Raw genomic sequence first — 18717 nt, forward strand, 5'->3', positions numbered from 1 at the left:
GTCAGGGTTCCTTCCTGACACGCTCGAAGTCGTCAAGCCGGACCCTGTCAAGTGCGCTGAAGATTGCGTTCATGATCCGACGGAGCCGCGCGAAGTCGACCCAAACCTCAGGCGCGACATTGGCATTGGCGACGTCGTCATACCTGAACGCCGTCGAACGTGGATCGACGGTATCGAACTCCAGAATGCGATCCCTGAGCCAGTCCAACTGCGACTGCTGATAACAACCTGTCAGACGCTCGTGCAGTTGGAAAGCGAGGTCGCGGAGGCCATGGTTTCGCTGCGGTTGGGCCTCATGGATCGCCTTGAGGTTCAGTTCGAGAGCGTGCCGGAAGCAGAACAAAATCGGATCGATGCTCTCCCAGGACTCGTTGCAGCTGCTAGCCTCGTCCAGCAAGCGGAAGGCGGCTGTCTTGTAGGATTGCGCCATGTCGTATGTCGTCCGGCCCGTCTGACCGTTCCAATTGACCAGCATTGCGCCGTATTTGGTTTCTGGCTCATCAGGTAGGTCTGAAAATATGGACCAGGCAAAGTCGACGCCTCGTTCGTTCATGCGGCCACCGCCTTCTCGGCGTCCTTGATCCGAAGCTCGCCGGAGATCAGCTTGGGTGCCAGCGTGTCGCGGAGAGTACGCAGTATAGCGGCCTCTTCAATGAGCCCAAGTATGCGCTGATACAGTGGCTGAACCGATATCTCAAACGCGCCCATTAATGCCTGCCCACCATCAATAACGTTGGCGGTACCTAGCGTTGTGGTGGTAATCGTGTCGAATACAGAGCCGTGCGCGCTCTGCACCAATTCATCCACCAGGTGCGTGAAGGCGCAGGCCAGCCAGAAGGGTGTCTCTTTAATCGAATCGAGCGCGTAGCACGTCTGATTCATAGCCATTTCACGCCCCAACAGACAATGTCTTCCTGTAGTTGCACCTCTGGCGACGAAGACGGTCGAAAACGCAGGCACGATACGGGTTGCGCTTTCGTCTAGGCCCCTTTTTGTAATAGTTCGTTCAGTCCCGATCAGAAATCGATCGGGACACTGGCTTACGTCCTTGGCGCTAGCCCAAGACAGCAGGCCATTCCAATAAGCTGGCTCGTCAGTCTTGGGGGTCCCTCCCGAAATCAGACGCGCGAATTGAAGGAGCGGCCGCTTCACCCACCCTTCAGGCAAGCCATCTGCTCCGAAGCGCTCCGGAAAGAGCGCACTCGTCTTAACTGAAAGCCCGGGGTCGCGTCCTTCGGCCTTGGCGCGAACTGCATCGAAGTCTACAAACCAGCTGTTAAACAACGCCCGCGCTGTCTCTTCCAAGGTTGCCGCCATTTCTTGGCTTAGCTCAATCTTGTCTTCGAGGGCCGATAGTAGGTCCGCAATTGCGCGCTGTATCGACACCGGAGGCGCTGGGATGACAAACTGGCGAAGCGATGTCAGCGGTTGCCCGATTCCAGGGGTGCCCACTTGCGACGCAAACCGCATAATCTCCGAGCGCCCTACGGCCGACCTGAAGTAGTAAGCGGCATATCTGGGATCGACCTTCTCCCGATCCAGCGTGATTTTCATGAAGCTCGTCGATAGAAAATACCGATCCCGGTTTCCGGGTACGAGTGCGACTTCGCCGATCGCACCCCTATGAGGGAACACGAGATCACCCTCACGGACAACACAGCGCGGCATTGCGTCAGCAAAATCTTCTGGAATGAAAACCCAGTCCCCGCCCAATTTGCGACTGGATTTGATGTTCGTTCCCCGGATGACCGGGACGCCATTCGAAGTATAAAGTTCAGCTTTCATCGCCGAGCCAAAAGGGCCAATTGCAATTGCACCCTCGTGGTCTGCCGCCAATGATCCCAACGGAACTGGTTGCCAATCACCAGCCATAGCCAATTCCCGCCAGAGACTTTCGGATGCGATCGTCGAGCATGGCGCCTTTATCCACCTGCTCGCGCAGCGCCTCGATCAACTTCCCCATCTTGAAGTCGAAGGGTTCTTCTTTGATGTCGCTTTCCCGAGTTCCAACGTAACGTCCCGGTGTCAGAACATACCCTTGATCGGCCACTTCCTTGACGTTGGCAGCTCGCGCGAAACCAGGCACGTCTTCATAACGACCGCCAACCTCGCGCCAGGCATGATAGGTATCAGCGACCTTGGCGACGTCCTGGTCGGTCAGTTCCTTCAGCGTCCGCGAGACCATCGTGCCGAGCCCGCGCGCGTCGATGAAAAGGATCTCACCTGTACGGTTTCGTAACTTCTTGTCGCGTGAGATACCGTTGGATTTGTCGCGCGTGAGGAACCAGAGGCAGACAGGGATTTGCGTCGTGGAGAAGAGCTGGCCGGGGAGGGCCACAATGCAGTCAACGAGCCCTGGAAGGAGTGTCTTCGTTCCATTCGGTTCCGCGATCTCACTCCCCTCGATCATGGCCCGGCGGATGTCACCTTCCCCCGATTGTTGACTCGAGAGGGAACCGTTGGCCAGCACCACGCCTGCGTATCCATCTGGCGCAAGATGGTGGATAATATGCTGGAGCCAGGCGAAGTTGGCGTTTCCTACGGGTGGGACACCATACTTCCAGCGGCCGTCACCTTTCAGTTTTTCACCGCCCCAGTCACTATCGTTGAACGGCGGGTTGGCTAGGATGTATTTCGCCATCAGGCCCTTATGAAGATCCTCGTGAAAGGTGTCCGCCCATTTGGGGCCGAGATTGGCTTCGATGCTACGGATAGCAAGGTTCATCTTTGCGAGGCGCCACGTCGTTGCGTTGGACTCCTGACCGTAGACGGAGATTTCGTTGAGCCGGCCGCCGTGCTCTTCCACGAAACGCTCGGACTGCACGAACATGCCGCCGGAACCACAGCAAGGGTCATAGACGCGGCCTTTGAACGGCTCCAGCATCTCGACTAGCAGCTTCACCACGCAGCCGGCGGTGTAGTACTGCCCGCCACGCTTGCCCTCCATCTTGGCGAACTCGCCGAGAAAGTATTCGTAGACACGGCCTAGAACGTCTTGCCCCTTGTGGGAGTCGTCAAACTTGATGTCGGAGAACAGCTTCAGGACCTCGCCGAGCTTGGTCTGATCCAGTTCCTGGCGCGCATAGTTCTTAGTCAGGACGCCGCGAAGGCTGGAATTCTCAGCTTCGATGTCGAGCATAGCTTGATCCAGCAACTCGCCGACTGTGGGCTTGGTGCTGGTCGCGTTTTCTTTGAGAAAGTCCCAGCGCGAGCGATCGGGGACGTAAAAGATCCCGTCGGCGAGATAGAGGTCGCGGTCGTCGACAAGATCTCGTTCTTCAGGGTCGGTGAGCGCAGCTTTGCGGCGGGCGTCGAATCGGTCCGAGATGTATTTCAGGAATATCAGGCCAAGCGCAACGTGCTTGTATTCGCCAGCATCCATGTTGCCCCGCAGCTTGTCGGCTGCAGCCCAGAGCGTTGTCGCAATCGGTGGTGCTACTTTTTCCGGCTTGGGAGCCGCACTCTTCGTCCCGGGTTTACGTCCTCGTGGCACTGCAATTCCTGACTTCAAGGTGTGATCGGTAACGATGGATAGTTAAACTGTCCTTCTGCCGCGACGGGTGCCGTCGAGGCTGGGACCAGGCGACCGAGCGTTTCGGTTAGCCTGATCCGTGGCGGTCTCGGCTCGCGGCGTAGACAGATCTAAAATCTTGCAGATCGACTGGGAGGTTGCCCAGTTCGTGCATGATGCGGCAGTGGGGTTGGAGCACAGCTTCGAGGAAGTGAGCCCAAGGCCGTTTACGGGGCATTTTCGCTCGCTTTTCGTGCTCGCAGTTGCAAGTTTGGCAAGATGTTCGCGTGAGGTGCGGGCAAGACGTAGCTTTTCGTCTGACTACGACCGAGCGCTTCGGCGATGGTACCCCCTGTTTATACATAAGCCGCCCAGCTTCATTGTCGTTGAATCGCTACACTAGCGGTCCATTCTCGTCTGTCCAACTCGGAAATGAGGTTTCAACGCAGGCGACGGGCGGGATCGGCACCGGCCTTCAAATATCAACGTTCCGACAACCGAAAAAAGCGAAACGTGGTCGATTTGCGAATGTACGTTGGCGCACCCGACAGGATTCGAACCTGTGACCTCTGCCTTCGGAGGGCGATGCTCAGGTCCGTGCCGGATAAAGATGATATCCTGAAAGCCTTGTATCCCGGCCACTTGCCGTTATGCTTATCACAGTCATCTCTCCAATCTGTGTGGGACGCTCTGTGGGACGGCGAATTTCTGACATCGATAGCCCGTCCAAGCGCGGTCGTCTAGCGCCGCGGAAGAATCCCTATTGGCAAGGGGTCAGTGGCGGCCGCGGCGGCGTGAGCCTGGGGTATCGCAAGCCGGCCTGCGGCGCCGGCGTTTGGATAGCCAAGATCGTTGCCGAGGGCCATCGCGTTGAGGAGAAGCTCGGCGCCTCCGATGATGACGGAACGCCGGCGGGCGGCACGCTGACATATCGAGCTGCCGTCACCGCTGCCCTCGACTGGAGCAAACGACAATACGAGGCCAGCCAAACATCTGCAGCCGGCTCGGATGGTCCGACAGTTCGATCCGCAGTGGCGGCCTATGTAGCCGAGCGGAAAAAGCGATCGGTGCGTGAAGGCGGCAACGCCGAAGGGCGCCTGACCCGCCATGTTCTGTCCGATCACAAATTTGCCGGGACGCGTCTTTCGAAACTCCGGGCCAGCATCATCGAGGAATGGCGAGCTAGGTTGTCTGTCCGCGACCAGGGCGAAGTCACACCGGCCGAAGGTGCCCCAGAGCCGATTACACCGTCGACATTGAACAGGCTGCTGAATGACCTGCGAGCGGCCCTCAACTCGGCCGCTGAACGCCATAGGCGCGAGCTGCCGGCCCATCTACCTATGGAGATTAAAGTCGGGACTCGGGCGCTGAGCGTGACCGCCGATGCCCGGAAGCAATTGCTAACCGACAAACAAATCAGGTCGGCCGTCGATGCGGCATTTGAGGTTGACACCGACTTCGGCCGCTTGGCTCTCGTGGCGGCGTCGACTGGCGCACGCCACTCGCAAATGCGGCTGCTCCGGGTCGGCGACGTCCAGATCGAACATTCCCGGTTGATGATGCCCGGATCCTCGAAAGGCCGCTCTGCAAAGGCCAGGCCCGCAGTATCGACACCGGTTGCGGCCGAAGTCGTGGAGCGGCTGCAGCCGGCGCTGGCCAACCGCGAGGCCGACGCGCCACTGCTTGAGCGCTGGGCATACCGCAGCGTCGGGCCGGTGAAGTGGGAGAAGGACCGTCGGCGGGCCTGGGGGCCGGCCTACGAAGTCGACAAATTTTGGTCCGCAACCATCGCAAAGGCCGGCTTGCCGACGGACACTATTATGTATGCTTTCCGACATTCGTCGATTGTTCGCGGGTTGAAAGCCGGCCTGCCCGTCCGTTTGGTGGCGGCGCTTCACGATACGAGCAGCGAAATGATCGAGAAGCATTATTCGGCCTTCATTGTTGACGCCACCGAAGAGCTATCGCGTCGGGCCGCGTTGAGATTCTAGTTTCGACATACACAAATAAAAACGACATACGAATTAGTATCGGTGCGATGTGATGAACAACCATCGCATTGTACGCAAGTACTGATGTCCGTTTAGGCTTGACATCATACTGAACCCTGATAGAGTGCATTTGCGTTGCATTTGATTTTGCGAACCTGATGAACTGGCTGGCCCGGAGTGGCGCGACGCACCCCCTCCCGAAAAATGAGCGCGTAGCGCTTCGTTGAAAGGCAAGTCAGATGGCAGTCCAAGCTGCAGCCGCGCCGTCGCGCGCCGATCGCACCAAAACCCCAAAACCGGAAATCCCCTGGCGCCAGCGGCCATTCCTCCCGCTCGTGACTGCTGCCGAACTGCTCGGTCTTTCCCCCTCGTCGCTGTATCGCCTTGAGGCCGAAGGCAAATTATCCTTCAATCGGCTCGGTGGCCGGACTCTCGTCGCGGTCGGCACCATCATTAAGCTGATCGACAACGCGGACACTTGGACACCTTCCGACCGCGGCTCAGCAGCGCGCGCCAAGCGCCAAGAGCGTGCTCGCGCAGGGTGGGAAGCTTGACGGCCGCGTTGATGTCCCGCGCTGAGCGCCGCCGAGCTTTGCGGCTTGGCCATCTGACGGTGCTCGATCGGCCGCCGGTGTTTTGCGATCTGCGTCCGCTGACAGTTGCCGAATTATTCCCAGGCGAGGCGATGACGCCTGGCATGGTGATGTTCACGGCGCGAGGCGCCAATCAGGACGGACGTCCTGGAGAGATGTTCTTCGAACTGGCGATATCACTGCCGCCGAGCGAGCGGGCAAACACCGGCCCCAACGTGCGACGAGTGCTCGAGAAGCTGCGACAGGCGTCGAAGTTCCGCGACATGATGGCGAAATATCTCTGGTACGCCCCTGCCATGGGCGAACTGGCAGAAAACCGCACGTCTTCCTAGCCCGACGACCAAATCGACCGACACGAATTTGAAACGAAAAAGCCGACCGCCGCGGAAACGGCAAGGTCGGCGCTAAGATCGTATCGGAACCGAAATGAACCTTACAGTCAAAGCGCTTCCGGCGCAACCTCTCCACATTGGCGACCTATTGGCCAAACCCCGGCCCGCGGCGCACCCTAAACTGTTTGCGGATTTCGCGCCCCCAGAGCCTCTGCCTGCGGAACCGCACGCCGTTGCGTTCACCATCATGACCGGTGAGGCCCGTCTGACAAAGGCATTCACCGCCGATGTAGCGGGGGCACCAATTCAGAAGGACGCACCTGGTGTACCCCGCCGCGCGAAAGCTGACCGGACGACGGTCAGCGGCGATAGCGCGGCGATAGCCACAGGCTTTGCATCAATTCTGGCAGGGCTGACGGTGAATCAAGCATTGGTTCTGGCACCTCCGCCCGCAGCTAAACATTCCTGGGCGGTCGTTCCGATGGGAGAGATCGGTCAAAACGAAGGCGCGATTGCGAAGACAAAGGTAAACTTCCCGGCCCCTACAGGTGCTGCCTTAGTCGGCCTCGATCTCGACATAAAGACTTGGCCCGAGTTTCTGCTGCGGCGACTGGCAGAATACCAGGACATCTCCGGCGCTCTGCGGAGCGTGTTTCCCGCCTTGGGTGCCGCAACCTATGTGCAGCGGCCGTCAGTGTCGGCAGGCATCTGCAACAGGAAGACCGGCCACAAAACAGGGCCCAACTCGGGCCAACATCGCTTCTACTTCGCAAAGTCCGGTTCGGACGTGGAAGGCGATGAAGGTTTCGCGGCGCGGCTGCACGATCACCTCGTTCTGGCGGGTTTCGGGTTCGGTGTCGTCAACGCGGCCGGCAGGGTCATAACCAAGACGCTGATCGATCGATCGGCGAGCCAAGACTACAGTCGCTACTGGTATGAGGCCAACGCCCATCTCGAGGCGGTCGACCTGCAGCACGATCCCAATGTGCGGGTGCCGAAAATTGTAAATCCCAATGGCGGACTTCTCGACACCAGCCTACTGCCAAAACTCACGGACGAGCAGCGCGCTCAGCTGGGGGCTATCGAAGCAACGATCGTGGCCGAACTGGAGCCGCAGGCGGCGCCCGTTCGCGCGCGCTGGCGCGCCGACCGCCAAGCGGCCCTCGTGGCCAAAGGCGTTCCGGCCGATCGTGCAGCGAAGGCCGTCGGCCTTGCCGTTGAGCAGCACGTGTTGACCGAAGACTTTACCCTGGATTTCGATAACGGAAGTTCCGCCACTGTCGCCGAAATTATGGACAACCCAGCCCGCTACCATGGCCTGACCGGGCCGGATCCGTTCGAGCCTAATTATGGCAACGGGCGAAACTTGGCGATTCTGTATGCGGAGAGCAGCAGCGAAGCTCGGATATATTCGCATGCTCATGGCGGCATCCATTATCGGCTAGTGCGGAACCCCGCCCACTGGTTTGTTGACCCCGCCACTATCGATCTGCCCGCCGAAACCGTGTCGCCCACCGACCCAGCTACGGTTGCTGTTCAACGGCTTAACGACCGCCATGCTGTTGTCAGGCAAGGCGGAAAAGCTCTCATCATCACGGAAGCCGCTGACGGCGAAGTATCTTTCGGGACGGTCGCGAATATCCGCGACTGGTACGCCAACGACACCATTATCCAAAACAAGAAACCGGCGACCGTGTTTGAGGTTTGGCTTCAAAGCCCGCTTCGCCGACAGTACGAACAAGTCGTGTTCGCACCGGAGGGCGGCCCGGCGCGCAGCTTCAATCTTTGGCGTGGCTTCGCCGTCAAACCGGATATAGCGGCCTCTTGCCGGCTCTTCCTCGAACACGTGCGTGCCAACGTCTGCGGCGGCGATTCCCAGCTATATGCTTGGGTTATTTCGTTCTTCGCTCAGATGGTGCAGCGGCCGGGCGAGAAGCCTGGCGTGGCACTGGTGCTCCGCGGCGGCCAGGGCACGGGCAAATCCATTGTCGGCAAATACGTCGGCGCCCTGTTTCCTGCGCACCACGTAATCGTGTCTCAGCCCGATCACCTGACCGGCCGTTTCAACTCTCATCTGGAAAGAGCCATTCTTGTCCAGGCCGAGGAAGCCTTCTGGGCGGGCGACAGGGTGGCCGCCGGTGGTGCGTTGAAGGATCTCATTACCAGCGATCACATGAGGATCGAGCGCAAAGGCATCGACACGATCCAGGTTCGAAACAATGTCCGGGTGCTCATCACAACGAATTCGAAATGGGCTGTTCCGGCTGGTGTCGACGAAAGGCGCTTCGCCGTGCTCGACGTTGCCGACCACCGGAAGCAGGATACAAATTACTTCGGCGCCATCGCGGCGGAAATGGCCAGTGGCGGCTTGGGTGGGCTTCTGCATTTCCTTCAGGCCTACGATTTGGGCTCTGTTAATCTCCGCCACATACCAGCGACCGAGGCGCTGCTCGACCAGAAGCTGGCAAGCCTCGAGCCGTTGGAGCGCTGGTGGCTGAGCAGACTTCAAAGCGGAACCTTCCAGTATTCGGAGGGCTGGCCGGAAGAGATTAGTAAGGCAGAGTTCTACGCAGACTATGAAAGGCCTACGGCCAAGATTGCACGACCAATGCACGAAGCCGAGTTCGGGCGTTCAATCCGTCGCATTTGTCCAGGGATCGGCGAAAGGCGCCCGCGCAAGGGAGAGGCGCGCCCCCGTGTTTTCAATCTTCCCGAGCTGACCGTCTGCCGTGATGCTTTCAGTGAAATGCTCGGAACGCGCCTCGATTGGGAGTCGAACTGATGGAAAACGGCGTTTTACCCGGACCACTTGGACCGAATGTGGACCACGAAACCCTTGCGCTACAAGGCTTGGTCCAGGTGGTCCAAGTGGTCCAAGTAAAAAATGAAATTGATATAGGACGGAAATATTCTCATATCGACATACACGAGACACATGCACGCATGTCGCGTGTGAAACGAATTTACCGTTTTGACCCGGACCACCTGGACCACTTGGACCAGCCCTTATATTTCAATGGGTTAAGCGGTCCAGGCGGCGAAAGGCGGTTGGACCAGCTTGGACCGGACAGAAGGTCCGGAGGTGGCGGGGTGCGCCGTCAAAACCCGATAACTCATGTGCGCATAACCGGGGGGCGGCTTTGAGACGCGCCGGCACCCACAAGCATGCGGGCGGTTGGCGCGGCTCGGCGCAGCAGATCGCGGTGGGGCGTGCATCGTTGCGCGTCTGGAACGCAAGGCGCCATCTCCAGCCGAAATGCGGCGCCAAAGCGAAGAGCCACGGGGGGCCATGCGCTCAAATCGCCATGGCAAACGGACGCTGTTTTTACCACGGGGGAGCGGTTCCTTCCGGCGATGGCTACCACATGCCCGTTTGGCCGCACCGCGACGCCCCGAACGCGAGCGCCAAACTGAACAAGAAATTGGCCCGTCTCGATCGCGCAGCGAAGAAGCGGGCACAGCGGCTCAAGCGCATGACGCCTGGCGAGCTGGCGGCATACAGGGCATGGCAAAAGGCCCATCAGCCTGGCAGCGCGGCCGCGCGCGAACGTCAACGCGAATATCGACGCCAGGCGAAGGAAACTCGCATTCTGCTGTCTACGGAGCCGCCGGCGCCCTCGCCAGAGGTCCAGGCTCTTCAGACAGAGATCGACGAACTGAAAGCCGAACTGCTCGAGATGGAATTTAGGAAAGGGGTTTTCGGATGAGCTCCAAAGACAAAGAGCGTGAGGCCTTCGCCCGCGTCAGCCACAAGCTAAAGACGATCGGCATCGAGGTCGCAGTCGATTCATTGATCGCTGTGGCGGGTGATGCGAAGGCGCCGCCTCCCGCCAGGGCGACGGCGGGGACGTCATTGCTACGCGCCGCTGGCATGATCTCGACGAGCAGCAAGGATGCCGCTCGACCCGAGAAGTCGCAGGCAGAGATGAGCCCGGAGGAGCTAGTCGACGCACTCGATACGTTGAAGCGGGATCTTGCCGGCCGTCGTGCCGCTGACGACGGCGTTTTCGACTGATCGTCAAGCCGAGCTTGGCACGCGAACACGATCGTCGGTTAGACAGGCAGGTTGTTGCACGGTCCGCTCCGCTGAGTACCTATTATTTTCCAATTATCAGCGGTCGGTTCTTGCCCGATCGGCACTGTCCGCACCAGCAACTGACACGCGGAAGATTGCGTTATCGCAGGGGTCCATTGCGTAGCTGGAGTGGTGAGAAATACAGGCGGCCCCACGATTACGAAAACACGCCCACCTTCGACCGGATACATGTTGGAGGGTAACAGTCCCGTCCGAGCGGTGAATTCGGCCATAGTGGCGCCCTGGTAAGCGGAAAGTCGACTATCGAGGGCCGCTTGTATTTGCGCATCGTACTCAGCGCCAGTTTGACAACCGGACAGCAGCGCTAACACGATCAGAACTTGCGCCGATTTCATTTTGCCTACCCCTCGCAGATTGGACTAGCAAGTTTAAGCGGGCATGTCGAATTTCGCCGAAGCGGCTACGCCGCCTCGTCTCCGCGTTGTTTGCGCCGGAGATCCCAGTAGTGCAGCGTTTTCGAATATCACTTCGCCTTTTTGGGATCGTTTGATATCAAATTCACCACTTCCCGCAGGTCTTCGGGCTGGTGCTTTGCGTACACGCGCTCAATCATCCGCGGCGAGTTGCCGAGTATTTTTGCGATCTTGAAAATAGGTGCGCCGTGGCGTGCCATGATGGTCGCCGCCGTGTGTCGGAAAACATTGGCTGATACCCCGGTGGCCTTCGGGTTCTTACGCTTTTTCGACCTGTTACCCTCATCCACCACCAGTGCGGCGTCGAGGGCAACGCGCTGAAGCCCCGGCCAGATGGCGCCTTGATTGTCGAGTACAAAGTCGCAGTTACGCTCTGAATACGCCCTCTCCAAAACCGGTAACAATGCGTCCGAGATTGGCAGGGTTGCACGCCTTTTCTTGGTTTTGCGGCGCCCAGGAACGTCAAGGTCGATCGTGCCAATTTCAAAGTCGACCCGGTCCCACGTGAGGTCAAGTAGCGCCTGCTGCCGCGCTCCAGTCTCCAGCGCGAGAGCGATAAAGCGTTCAATGCGAGAAAGCCGGTGCCCGCGGCGCCCGCCTTTCTGTTTTCGGTGCGCCCTGGCGGCCTCTTTGAGGCGGGCAATTTCGTCGTCCCGTAACCAACGTTGGCGCGGTTCTCCGGGCTCGGGCAACTCCAGTTTGCGCACGTATTTTGATGGTACGAAGCCGCGATCGGCGCAAAACCGCAGCGCGGCGCGTAAATACACCAGCTCGCATAAGACGGTCTGCGGTGTAACTTTCCGCCCTAAACGTCCGCTGGTCCGCTTTGTGACGTATTCGTCAACCGCATCTTGGTTGAGATCGGCCGCTCGCAGTGAGCCGAAATAAGGGAAGAGCTGTTTCCACGCGCGATGCGCAGTGTCTGGCGAAGCCAATTTAACAGCCACATGTTTTTCGCAGTAGATCGCCCAAATCTTCGAGAGCCTGGGGGATGCTGTTGGCCCGCCTTCCAGGAGGTAAGCGCCTAAAATCTTCCGCGCGTTTACTATGTCGTATTCGTGCGTGGTGACGCGTTTGCCGATCCGGTCTTCGGTCCAGTGGACGTACCAGATTCCGTTCTCGGCGCGTCTAAGATAGGGCGTTGAAGTAGTCACGGGCGATATCGGTGTTAAAGATGGCTCTTAATTTGCCATATCACTTTCGTTCTATCAATATTAATTTCAAATGCAGAGTTGATGTAAAGAATGACAAACGACATCTATTGACAAGTTTGACCACATTTTAAAAAAGGCGGTTGACGCCGGGCGGAATTGCTGTAGTGTGCTCTCACAGCTTGAATCGCTGGTATACAGTTATTTTCAAATTTAGTCCCGGGGTCACGCGCGAATGTCCAAGGCGCAAGCCCAAAGGCGTGTGAAGACCGAAGCTGTCGGTCGATTCACCCCGGGGCGCCGTACGCCGATTGAATCTCGGCAGAAAGCGACAGCAAGTGAACATGACAAACGAATTCAGGTCACTAGAGATCACAGCCTTTTGGGCCGCCAGCTCTGCCCTCCGCAAGGCGGTGAGGGCAAACGCTTCGAACGTTGAAGCGTTTACCCAGAAAATCGAAGACCACGCTATGTTTGGCGTTAATCCACTGATCAGGCGCCGCGCAAAAGAACTGGTCGGCGGGTTAAGAACTGCACGGGCCGGTTGACGCTCGAAAACAGAGAAGAAGACGAAGGGGCGCCAGGGCGCCCCTTTTTCGCGTTTTGGTCTCTGGTTTTTTGGCCGATTTTGGCCCTCCGCTATCAATGCGCTACCAAGAACCCTGCCTAACTATCTGAAATCCTTTCTCCGTTCACTGTGTAAGTAACACTGTTGGCGCGCTTCGGACGCTCAAACAATCCACCTGGTGGGGGGTGTCGCGAGCTGCCCGAGCGGCAGCCGGTGCGCGGCGCGCCGGCCGGGCCGCACCGGCGCGTCGCGGCAAAGGCCGAACGCAGCCCCGGCGGCGCACCCTGGCCGGGGCCGGTGTCACCCCCCGGTATAGTCCAACGCGCGGGCCGGGATCCTCGGCGGACGACGCTAGGAATTTGCGCCGCCGTGGAACTTTTGGACATCCCGACCGGCCGCAAAGTCACTGGCATTCGTGCCGAACTTTCGCTATGATTGGCTGGCCGGAAAAACTGCGGAACTCGGGCGCCCGCGCCACCGCCGAGCCTCAGCTTGGCCCCTCTCAACGAACCTCTTTTTCGCGCCCGATCGGCGCTGCGGTTCTTGAAGTCTTGGAGCGCCCCCATGCCAGCCGACGCGAAACAAGATCGCCTTCCTGCTGCCGGACCTTGGACGAAGTATCAGTCGAGCGATACTCCGCCTGGTTTTCGGGTGGTGCATCAGCCGGCTGCCAACGTCTTTGATCAGTTCGACGCCCCTGCCGCCAATGTCTTCGACCAGTTCGACCCTCCTGCCGTCAAGCAAGGCCCATGGACCAAATTCGCCAACACTAGCACCAAGACACCCCTGCCTGGTGCTGACCCTTGGGCGAGCTTCCCCGACGCGCCAGCCGCGGCGCCGGCCGATCCTTGGAGCGCGTTCCCGGACGCCAAGCAGAGCGAGATTCCTGCGGGTTTTAAGGTCGTCGAATTTGAGGGCCAGCGCGTCGAGTTTCCTGACGATTTCTCCGACGCGGAGATTTCGGACGCGCTTGCTTCATTGCCGAAAGCACAAGCCGTGATGCCTCGTTTCGCAGGAACGCCAGTCACCGTCGACCCGCAAGCGCAGCCGAAGCCCCGGTTTGCCGGGATTCCGGTGACAGAACAGCCGATCTCGACCGCAAAGGACGTCGGCGAATCCTTCGTTTCCGGCGTGCCGCGTGGCATCGTCGAAACCGCCATGGCGCCGGTGTCGCTCAACCGCATGGCGAGCGATGCGAGCGGCTGGCTCTACGACAAGGCCGAAGGCCCGATCCGTTCCGCGCTCGGCATGGATCCGGCCGTTCCCGGTCCCGAGCATGACCATTTCAAGGACATGATGATCAACCCGCTGACGGGGCTGGTGAACACCGCCCTGCAGAAAGTCACCGGCAACGACCAAGCCGACGTGCGAACCGGCATTTACGATGCCCAAGACAAGACGCGCGAGGTCATGGACGCCGTGCTGCACAAGCCGCAGACGACGCTCGGCAAGGTCGCAGGCACCGTTGGCGAATTCATGGCGCCGGGCGGCTTGCCGAGCAAAGCCGCGCGTTCGGCTCCCGGCATCGCGGCCAAAGCCGGCCGCTACGCGGAAGAAGCGCTTGGCAACGTCGTCGCCCCGGCAGTCGTTTCCGAAGGCGCCGGCCAAGCGACTGAAGGAACGCCCTATGAGGGCATGATGCGTTTTCTCGGCGCGCTGTTCGGCAACGCTGGTGTGGCCTCAGTTCGGAGCTTCAAAGCGCCCGAAGCGGAGTTGCGCCGCGCCACCGAAGGCACGACGCCCGAGCAGTGGGCCGCCGCTCAACGTCTCCAGAATAATCAAACGGGGGTTAAGCTGACTGGCCCGGAAGCGATAGCGCAAGCGACCGGCGGCGCCAGCGCATTGCCGAACCTTCAGCGGGTCGTTGAAGGCTCGGTTGCCGGCCGTGGGCGCACTGCGGCCTTCTTCGCCGCCAGGCCCGGCCAGGTCGACCGTGCCGTCGGCAGTATGCTGGATGAGATCGGACCGCAGAGCGCGCAACCGTCGACGCTTGGCCCTCGCGCGGCCAATGCCGCTGAACGGGCCATTGCCGCGACCCCGGAAGGGCAAGACCTTGTTGATGCCATCTTCGGCGCTGGACCGCGGACGACTCCCCTTCAGGCCGGCCAGGCTATTCAGCAGCCATTGCGCGACATCTTCGAACGCCGCGACGGCATGCGGGACGCGTTGGGCGATCGCGACTACGCCGCAGCACGCGCCGCGCAGCCTGGTATCGAGGTTCCCGGCTTGCAGCCAGAAGCCGTTGCGGCAAACCGTCCGGTATATTCGATCCGGCCTACGTCTGGCGGCGAAGCGGCAGGTCAAGCCGCATCCATGCAGCCGACACGCGTTGACGTTCCGCCGCAGCCGATCGCGCTCGAGAGCCGCACGGGCCAGGAGGCCATTCAAGTCGATCCGCGTCCGGTGCTTCGCTACATCGACGAGGCCCTTTCGAACGCCCGTGGCACGACTGCGGACGCCCTAACGACCGTGCGCAGCAACATTATGGGACCGAACGGCGCCGACACTGGTGTCACCGGGCTCGACAATCTGCGCGGCAACATCAATGGGATGATCTCGCGAGCCGTGCAGGACGGTGACGGCCAGACGGCCGAAGCGCTGCGCAACGTGCAAGGTCATCTCGATCAGGCGCTCGGAAGCGTCCCGGAATACGCCCATGCACGAGAAGGCTTCCGCGCAGCCAGCGCGCCGCTGGCGCCATTCGAGAATCCGGCCATCGCCGACGTCGTTCGCCGCGATGCCCATAACCGGACGTTTGCGACGCCAATCGAAAAGGTGCCCGGCGCGATCGATGCGGGCGGACCGACCGCGGCAGCGGCATTTAAAGGCGTGGCGCCGACCGAAGCGCGTATCGCCTACGAAAACCATTTGGCCACACAAATTCTGGACACCGTGACGAACGCAAAGGGCGTCGTGGATGGTGATCGCCTCGCAATCGCTCTGCGCGATAACCAGGATATGCTTTCGCAGTTCCCCGCGGTCGCCGACCGGCTGCGGCGCGTTGTCGACACCAACGCCGCAACTGCCCCGGTGCGCGCCGGCCCGCTCGGGCAGGTGGCCGCGGCGAAAGACACTTCTGCTGCCAGCAACGCGGTCCTGCCGCAAAATCCAATGACAGGATCCGCCCAGGAGACGGCGGACGCGTTGAAGCGCATTGCGCAACAGGATCCCGGTACGGCGTCCTCGCTGGTTCGGCAGAATCTTGCCGATCGCTACAGCAAAGCGGCGACCGAGACCCAAGAGGGTTCGCGGGAATTCGCCGGGGCAAAGTTCCGGAAAGAGGTTGCGGGCAACGCGCAACGCGAAGAAGTTTTGAAAGCTGTTGTCGGTGCTCTGCCGGAAGGGAAGGCAGCAGTTGTCCTGCCGGAGATTCTAGAAGTCCTCCATGCAACCGGCCGACGGAAGCAAATCGGCAGCGCGACCGAGTTCAATCGAACCATCAATGACAGCCTGAGCGGCTCGTCGCCGGCAGGCGCTTTGGCAGGGCTCGTGAAGTCGCTCGGTGCTACATACGTAAAGGCGGGCGACGCCGTGAAGCGGACCACCCTTCGTCGAAACTTGAGCAGCCTTGCCGATTTGTTTATCGACCCGGCTTCCGTGGATCTTATCCGCGCCGCGGCGAACGCCAGCCCGAAGATCAACTTCGGGGCTGCGGCCGGTCGCTCGGCTCTGCAGACGGGCGGCACGCTTGCTGACCCACGTGGGGCACGTTGAAACCTGCACTTGCGGGATATGCCGCCCTGCGCGATTGTGGCCTCCTTGGGAGGGCGAAAATATGGAGAACGGCGGCGGGTTGTTCCTGGTGGTCGTGTTGGTGGGCGGCTGGTTTGTTTTGGGCGATCCGCCCAGAACCGTGGCCAATTATTTGTGGCCGGATGATGCCGCACCTTGGGAAACGGTTGACGCTTTCTACTACCCGAACCGCGGCAATCTCTATGAGGTTCAGCAACAAGCCGGCCTAAAGTCGGTCGGCGCTTGTCGAGATTGGGTCAATGGCGCAGCCTACGCGCACGGCGACCCCGGCTTGGCCCGTTCTGATTGGGAATGCGGGCTGGGCAAGCCGACTCCGTATGGCGAATTGAAGGTCTATCGAGCCACAGTGAAATGAGACGAGGCAGCTCACTGAAACTAGTGTTCTGTTGCGGTTTCCTCATCGTCGCGGGCGTGGCCAAGGCGGCGCCCGTTCTTCTTTACATGACGGGCGAGGCTCTGACCAAAGACTGCAGGGCGTTTATGGAAGTCAGACGAACCGGCGTGGCCAAATTCAGCGAGCAATCTTGGGGCGCCGGGGAGTGCTACGGTTTCGTTGTCGGCGTTATCGACCACTTCGGGGTAATGGCCTCACTTGGTGCACCACCGGTGGAAAATATCGGCCGCTTTTGTTTGTCCGAAGAAGTAAACGCCAACGACGCGGTCGAAGTCGTCGCCCGCTATCTTGATGAGCGCCCCGAGAAACGAAGTCTAGGTGCTTACTTCCTCGTAAGGCAGGCCTTAGCCGAGAAATTCCCCTGCCCCTAATCTGATTCTGTGCTAATTTAAATCCGCCGGAACCGCGCGAAACTCGGGCATTCGCATCACCCGCCTTGGCTAACCAGGGCTTCGATCAACCAGCTTCCAAATCGATCTCATCATTGTTGAGAAATTGTCGTCCCCAAGCGGAAGGCACCGATCGGGAAGCCGTGTTGCGAGTGATGTAAGATGCCGAATCCCGAGAAGCCCGTTATCGATTTCAGCTATCAATACCTGCCCTACGGATCGCAGCTCGACAACGACCTGGCCGAGCTGGTGCGCGGGGTCGACGACACCATCGACGCTCTGGCCGATGTGCGCCGCTCCGACGGTGCGCTCAACAACGAGATCGTCACTCCCGACAGCCTTTCGCCGGCGGTTTTGGCGCTGCTGCGCGGCGACGGCGCGACCGGACCCACCGGGCCGAGCGGTCCGGCTGGTGGTGGCGCGACGGGGCCGTCAGGCGCGGTGGGAGCGACCGGAGCGACAGGCCCACAAGGCGCCCCCGGGTCAACCGGTGCGACCGGCCCCGCGGGCGCGACCGGCATCACGGGTTCGACAGGGCCTACGGGCGTGACCGGACTGACCGGCGCCACCGGTCCGACGGGCGTAACCGGGCTCACGGGTGCTACCGGTCCGACCGGTGTCATTGGCCTGACCGGTGCAACGGGACCTACTGGCGTCACGGGATTGACCGGCCCTACGGGTCCAACGGGAGTAGCCGGGTCAGTTGGCGCAACGGGACCGACCGGTCCAAGCGGCCCCGTCGGTCCTGGCGCTAACACGTTCACCGACTCGCAACTGATCCAGATATCCGACCCCGGCGGGACAAAGATTGCCCTTGAGATCGATCTCGAAGAAGGCAATGGGGTGTTTCGTGCGACCAGGTATGCAAGCACGGCCAACGCGCCCGTTTTCTTTGGGCGCAAGGCAAGAGGCACCAGGGTCACGCCAACGGCCACGCAGTCTGGCGATACCCTCCTGGGTTTCAGGGGCTATGGCTACGATGGCGCCGGCTTCGCCAGTGCCGCCCAAGGCGCGGCCTTTTTGCTCGAGGCTGCGCAAACCTGGTCGGCCGGCAATTACGGGACGCAGATCCGGTTCTTTACGACACTCAACGGCTCAACGGCGCTCGCCGAAGTTCTGAAGCTCGGCAACGACGGCTTGGCCACGTTCACCGGGGCAATTTCCCGCGGCGCGCCGGTCACGAAGACAGCCGACTTCACAGTCGCGGCGACCGAAAACCATCTGATCAACAATAAATCAGGAAGCGGTTGTGTCGCGACTCTTCCGTCTGCGGCGTCCTTCCCAGGGCGTGAACTATTCTTCAACAGCGAACAGGCGCAGACCCTGACGTCTGCTACTTCCAACGTCGTGCCGAGAGCCGGCGGCGCTGCCGGAACAGCCATTTTGCCGGCGACCGCGGGGGCCTGGGCGCTGTTGGTGAGCAATGCCACCAATTGGAAAATCATTGCGAGCAGTTAGGGAGCGCCAACCTTTGGGGGCCGCCGGCATCGCATCAAGCTTGCATCGACCTCCAGGTTCCTTCATCA

Annotated in this window: 14 protein-coding genes; 10 read left to right on the forward strand and 4 right to left on the reverse strand. The window is 60.3% G+C overall.

The window, feature by feature from the left end; translation table 11 throughout:
• Window position 1: 1 nt before the first annotated feature.
• From AC1DX4_RS02060 to AC1DX4_RS02070, 3 genes are read right to left on the reverse strand one after another with little or no spacing between them, the layout of a single operon-like run.
• Window positions 2-553 (reverse strand): hypothetical protein, encoded by a 552-nt coding sequence (locus tag AC1DX4_RS02060; protein WP_477218724.1) that lies wholly within the window; start codon window positions 551-553, stop codon window positions 2-4.
• Window positions 550-1872, reverse strand: coding sequence for a restriction endonuclease subunit S (locus tag AC1DX4_RS02065; RefSeq protein ID WP_477218725.1), 1323 nt, complete (start codon window positions 1870-1872; stop codon window positions 550-552). Before AC1DX4_RS02065 ends, AC1DX4_RS02060 begins: the two co-directional genes overlap by 4 nt.
• Entirely contained in the window at window positions 1862-3511 is a 1650-nt protein-coding gene (locus AC1DX4_RS02070; protein WP_477218726.1) for a type I restriction-modification system subunit M, read from the reverse strand. Before AC1DX4_RS02070 ends, AC1DX4_RS02065 begins: the two co-directional genes overlap by 11 nt.
• A 794-nt stretch (window positions 3512-4305) precedes the next feature.
• On the opposite strand from AC1DX4_RS02070, the gene AC1DX4_RS02075 reads away from it, so the two are divergent.
• The 6 genes from AC1DX4_RS02075 to AC1DX4_RS02100 all read left to right on the forward strand — a co-directional run bounded on the left by AC1DX4_RS02075 (window position 4306) and on the right by AC1DX4_RS02100 (window position 10442).
• A complete protein-coding gene (locus AC1DX4_RS02075) occupies window positions 4306-5502 on the forward strand; it encodes an integrase (RefSeq protein ID WP_477218727.1) in 1197 nt (398 codons plus the stop codon).
• A gap of 239 nt (window positions 5503-5741) precedes the next feature.
• Window positions 5742-6056 (forward strand): hypothetical protein, encoded by a 315-nt coding sequence (locus AC1DX4_RS02080; RefSeq protein ID WP_477218728.1) that lies wholly within the window; start codon window positions 5742-5744, stop codon window positions 6054-6056.
• 11 nt (window positions 6057-6067) lie between these two features.
• Window positions 6068-6427 carry a hypothetical protein gene (locus AC1DX4_RS02085; protein WP_477218729.1) on the forward strand — a complete coding sequence of 120 codons (360 nt, stop codon included), beginning with the start codon at window positions 6068-6070 and terminating at the stop codon, window positions 6425-6427.
• A 94-nt stretch (window positions 6428-6521) separates the two neighbouring features.
• Window positions 6522-9209, forward strand: a complete 2688-nt coding sequence (locus AC1DX4_RS02090) for a DUF5906 domain-containing protein (protein WP_477218730.1) — start codon at window positions 6522-6524, stop codon at window positions 9207-9209.
• A gap of 358 nt (window positions 9210-9567) precedes the next feature.
• A complete protein-coding gene (locus AC1DX4_RS02095) occupies window positions 9568-10134 on the forward strand; it encodes a hypothetical protein (RefSeq protein ID WP_477218731.1) in 567 nt (188 codons plus the stop codon).
• Window positions 10131-10442, forward strand: coding sequence for a hypothetical protein (locus AC1DX4_RS02100; RefSeq protein ID WP_477218732.1), 312 nt, complete (start codon window positions 10131-10133; stop codon window positions 10440-10442). Before AC1DX4_RS02095 ends, AC1DX4_RS02100 begins: the two co-directional genes overlap by 4 nt.
• A gap of 544 nt (window positions 10443-10986) precedes the next feature.
• Here AC1DX4_RS02100 and AC1DX4_RS02105 read toward each other — a convergent pair.
• A complete protein-coding gene (locus AC1DX4_RS02105; RefSeq protein ID WP_477218733.1) occupies window positions 10987-12090 on the reverse strand; it encodes a tyrosine-type recombinase/integrase in 1104 nt (367 codons plus the stop codon).
• Between the two features lie 1129 nt (window positions 12091-13219).
• Here AC1DX4_RS02105 and AC1DX4_RS02110 point away from each other — a divergent pair.
• From AC1DX4_RS02110 to AC1DX4_RS02125, 4 genes are all read left to right on the forward strand, one after another.
• Window positions 13220-16369, forward strand: coding sequence for a hypothetical protein (locus AC1DX4_RS02110; RefSeq protein WP_477218734.1), 3150 nt, complete (start codon window positions 13220-13222; stop codon window positions 16367-16369).
• Window positions 16370-16430: 61 nt separating this feature from the next.
• Window positions 16431-16763, forward strand: a complete 333-nt coding sequence (locus AC1DX4_RS02115) for a hypothetical protein (protein WP_477218735.1) — start codon at window positions 16431-16433, stop codon at window positions 16761-16763.
• Window positions 16760-17173, forward strand: a complete 414-nt coding sequence (locus AC1DX4_RS02120) for a Rap1a/Tai family immunity protein (protein WP_477218736.1) — start codon at window positions 16760-16762, stop codon at window positions 17171-17173. The genes AC1DX4_RS02115 and AC1DX4_RS02120 overlap by 4 nt, the downstream gene beginning before the upstream one ends.
• A gap of 180 nt (window positions 17174-17353) precedes the next feature.
• The gene (locus tag AC1DX4_RS02125) at window positions 17354-18649 is read left to right on the forward strand and encodes a hypothetical protein (RefSeq protein ID WP_477218737.1); all 1296 of its coding nucleotides are present in this window, start codon (window positions 17354-17356) and stop codon (window positions 18647-18649) included.
• The last annotated feature ends 68 nt before the right edge of the window (window positions 18650-18717 follow it).

The sequence above is a fragment of the Mesorhizobium sp. P3_A8 genome (assembly GCF_056402995.1).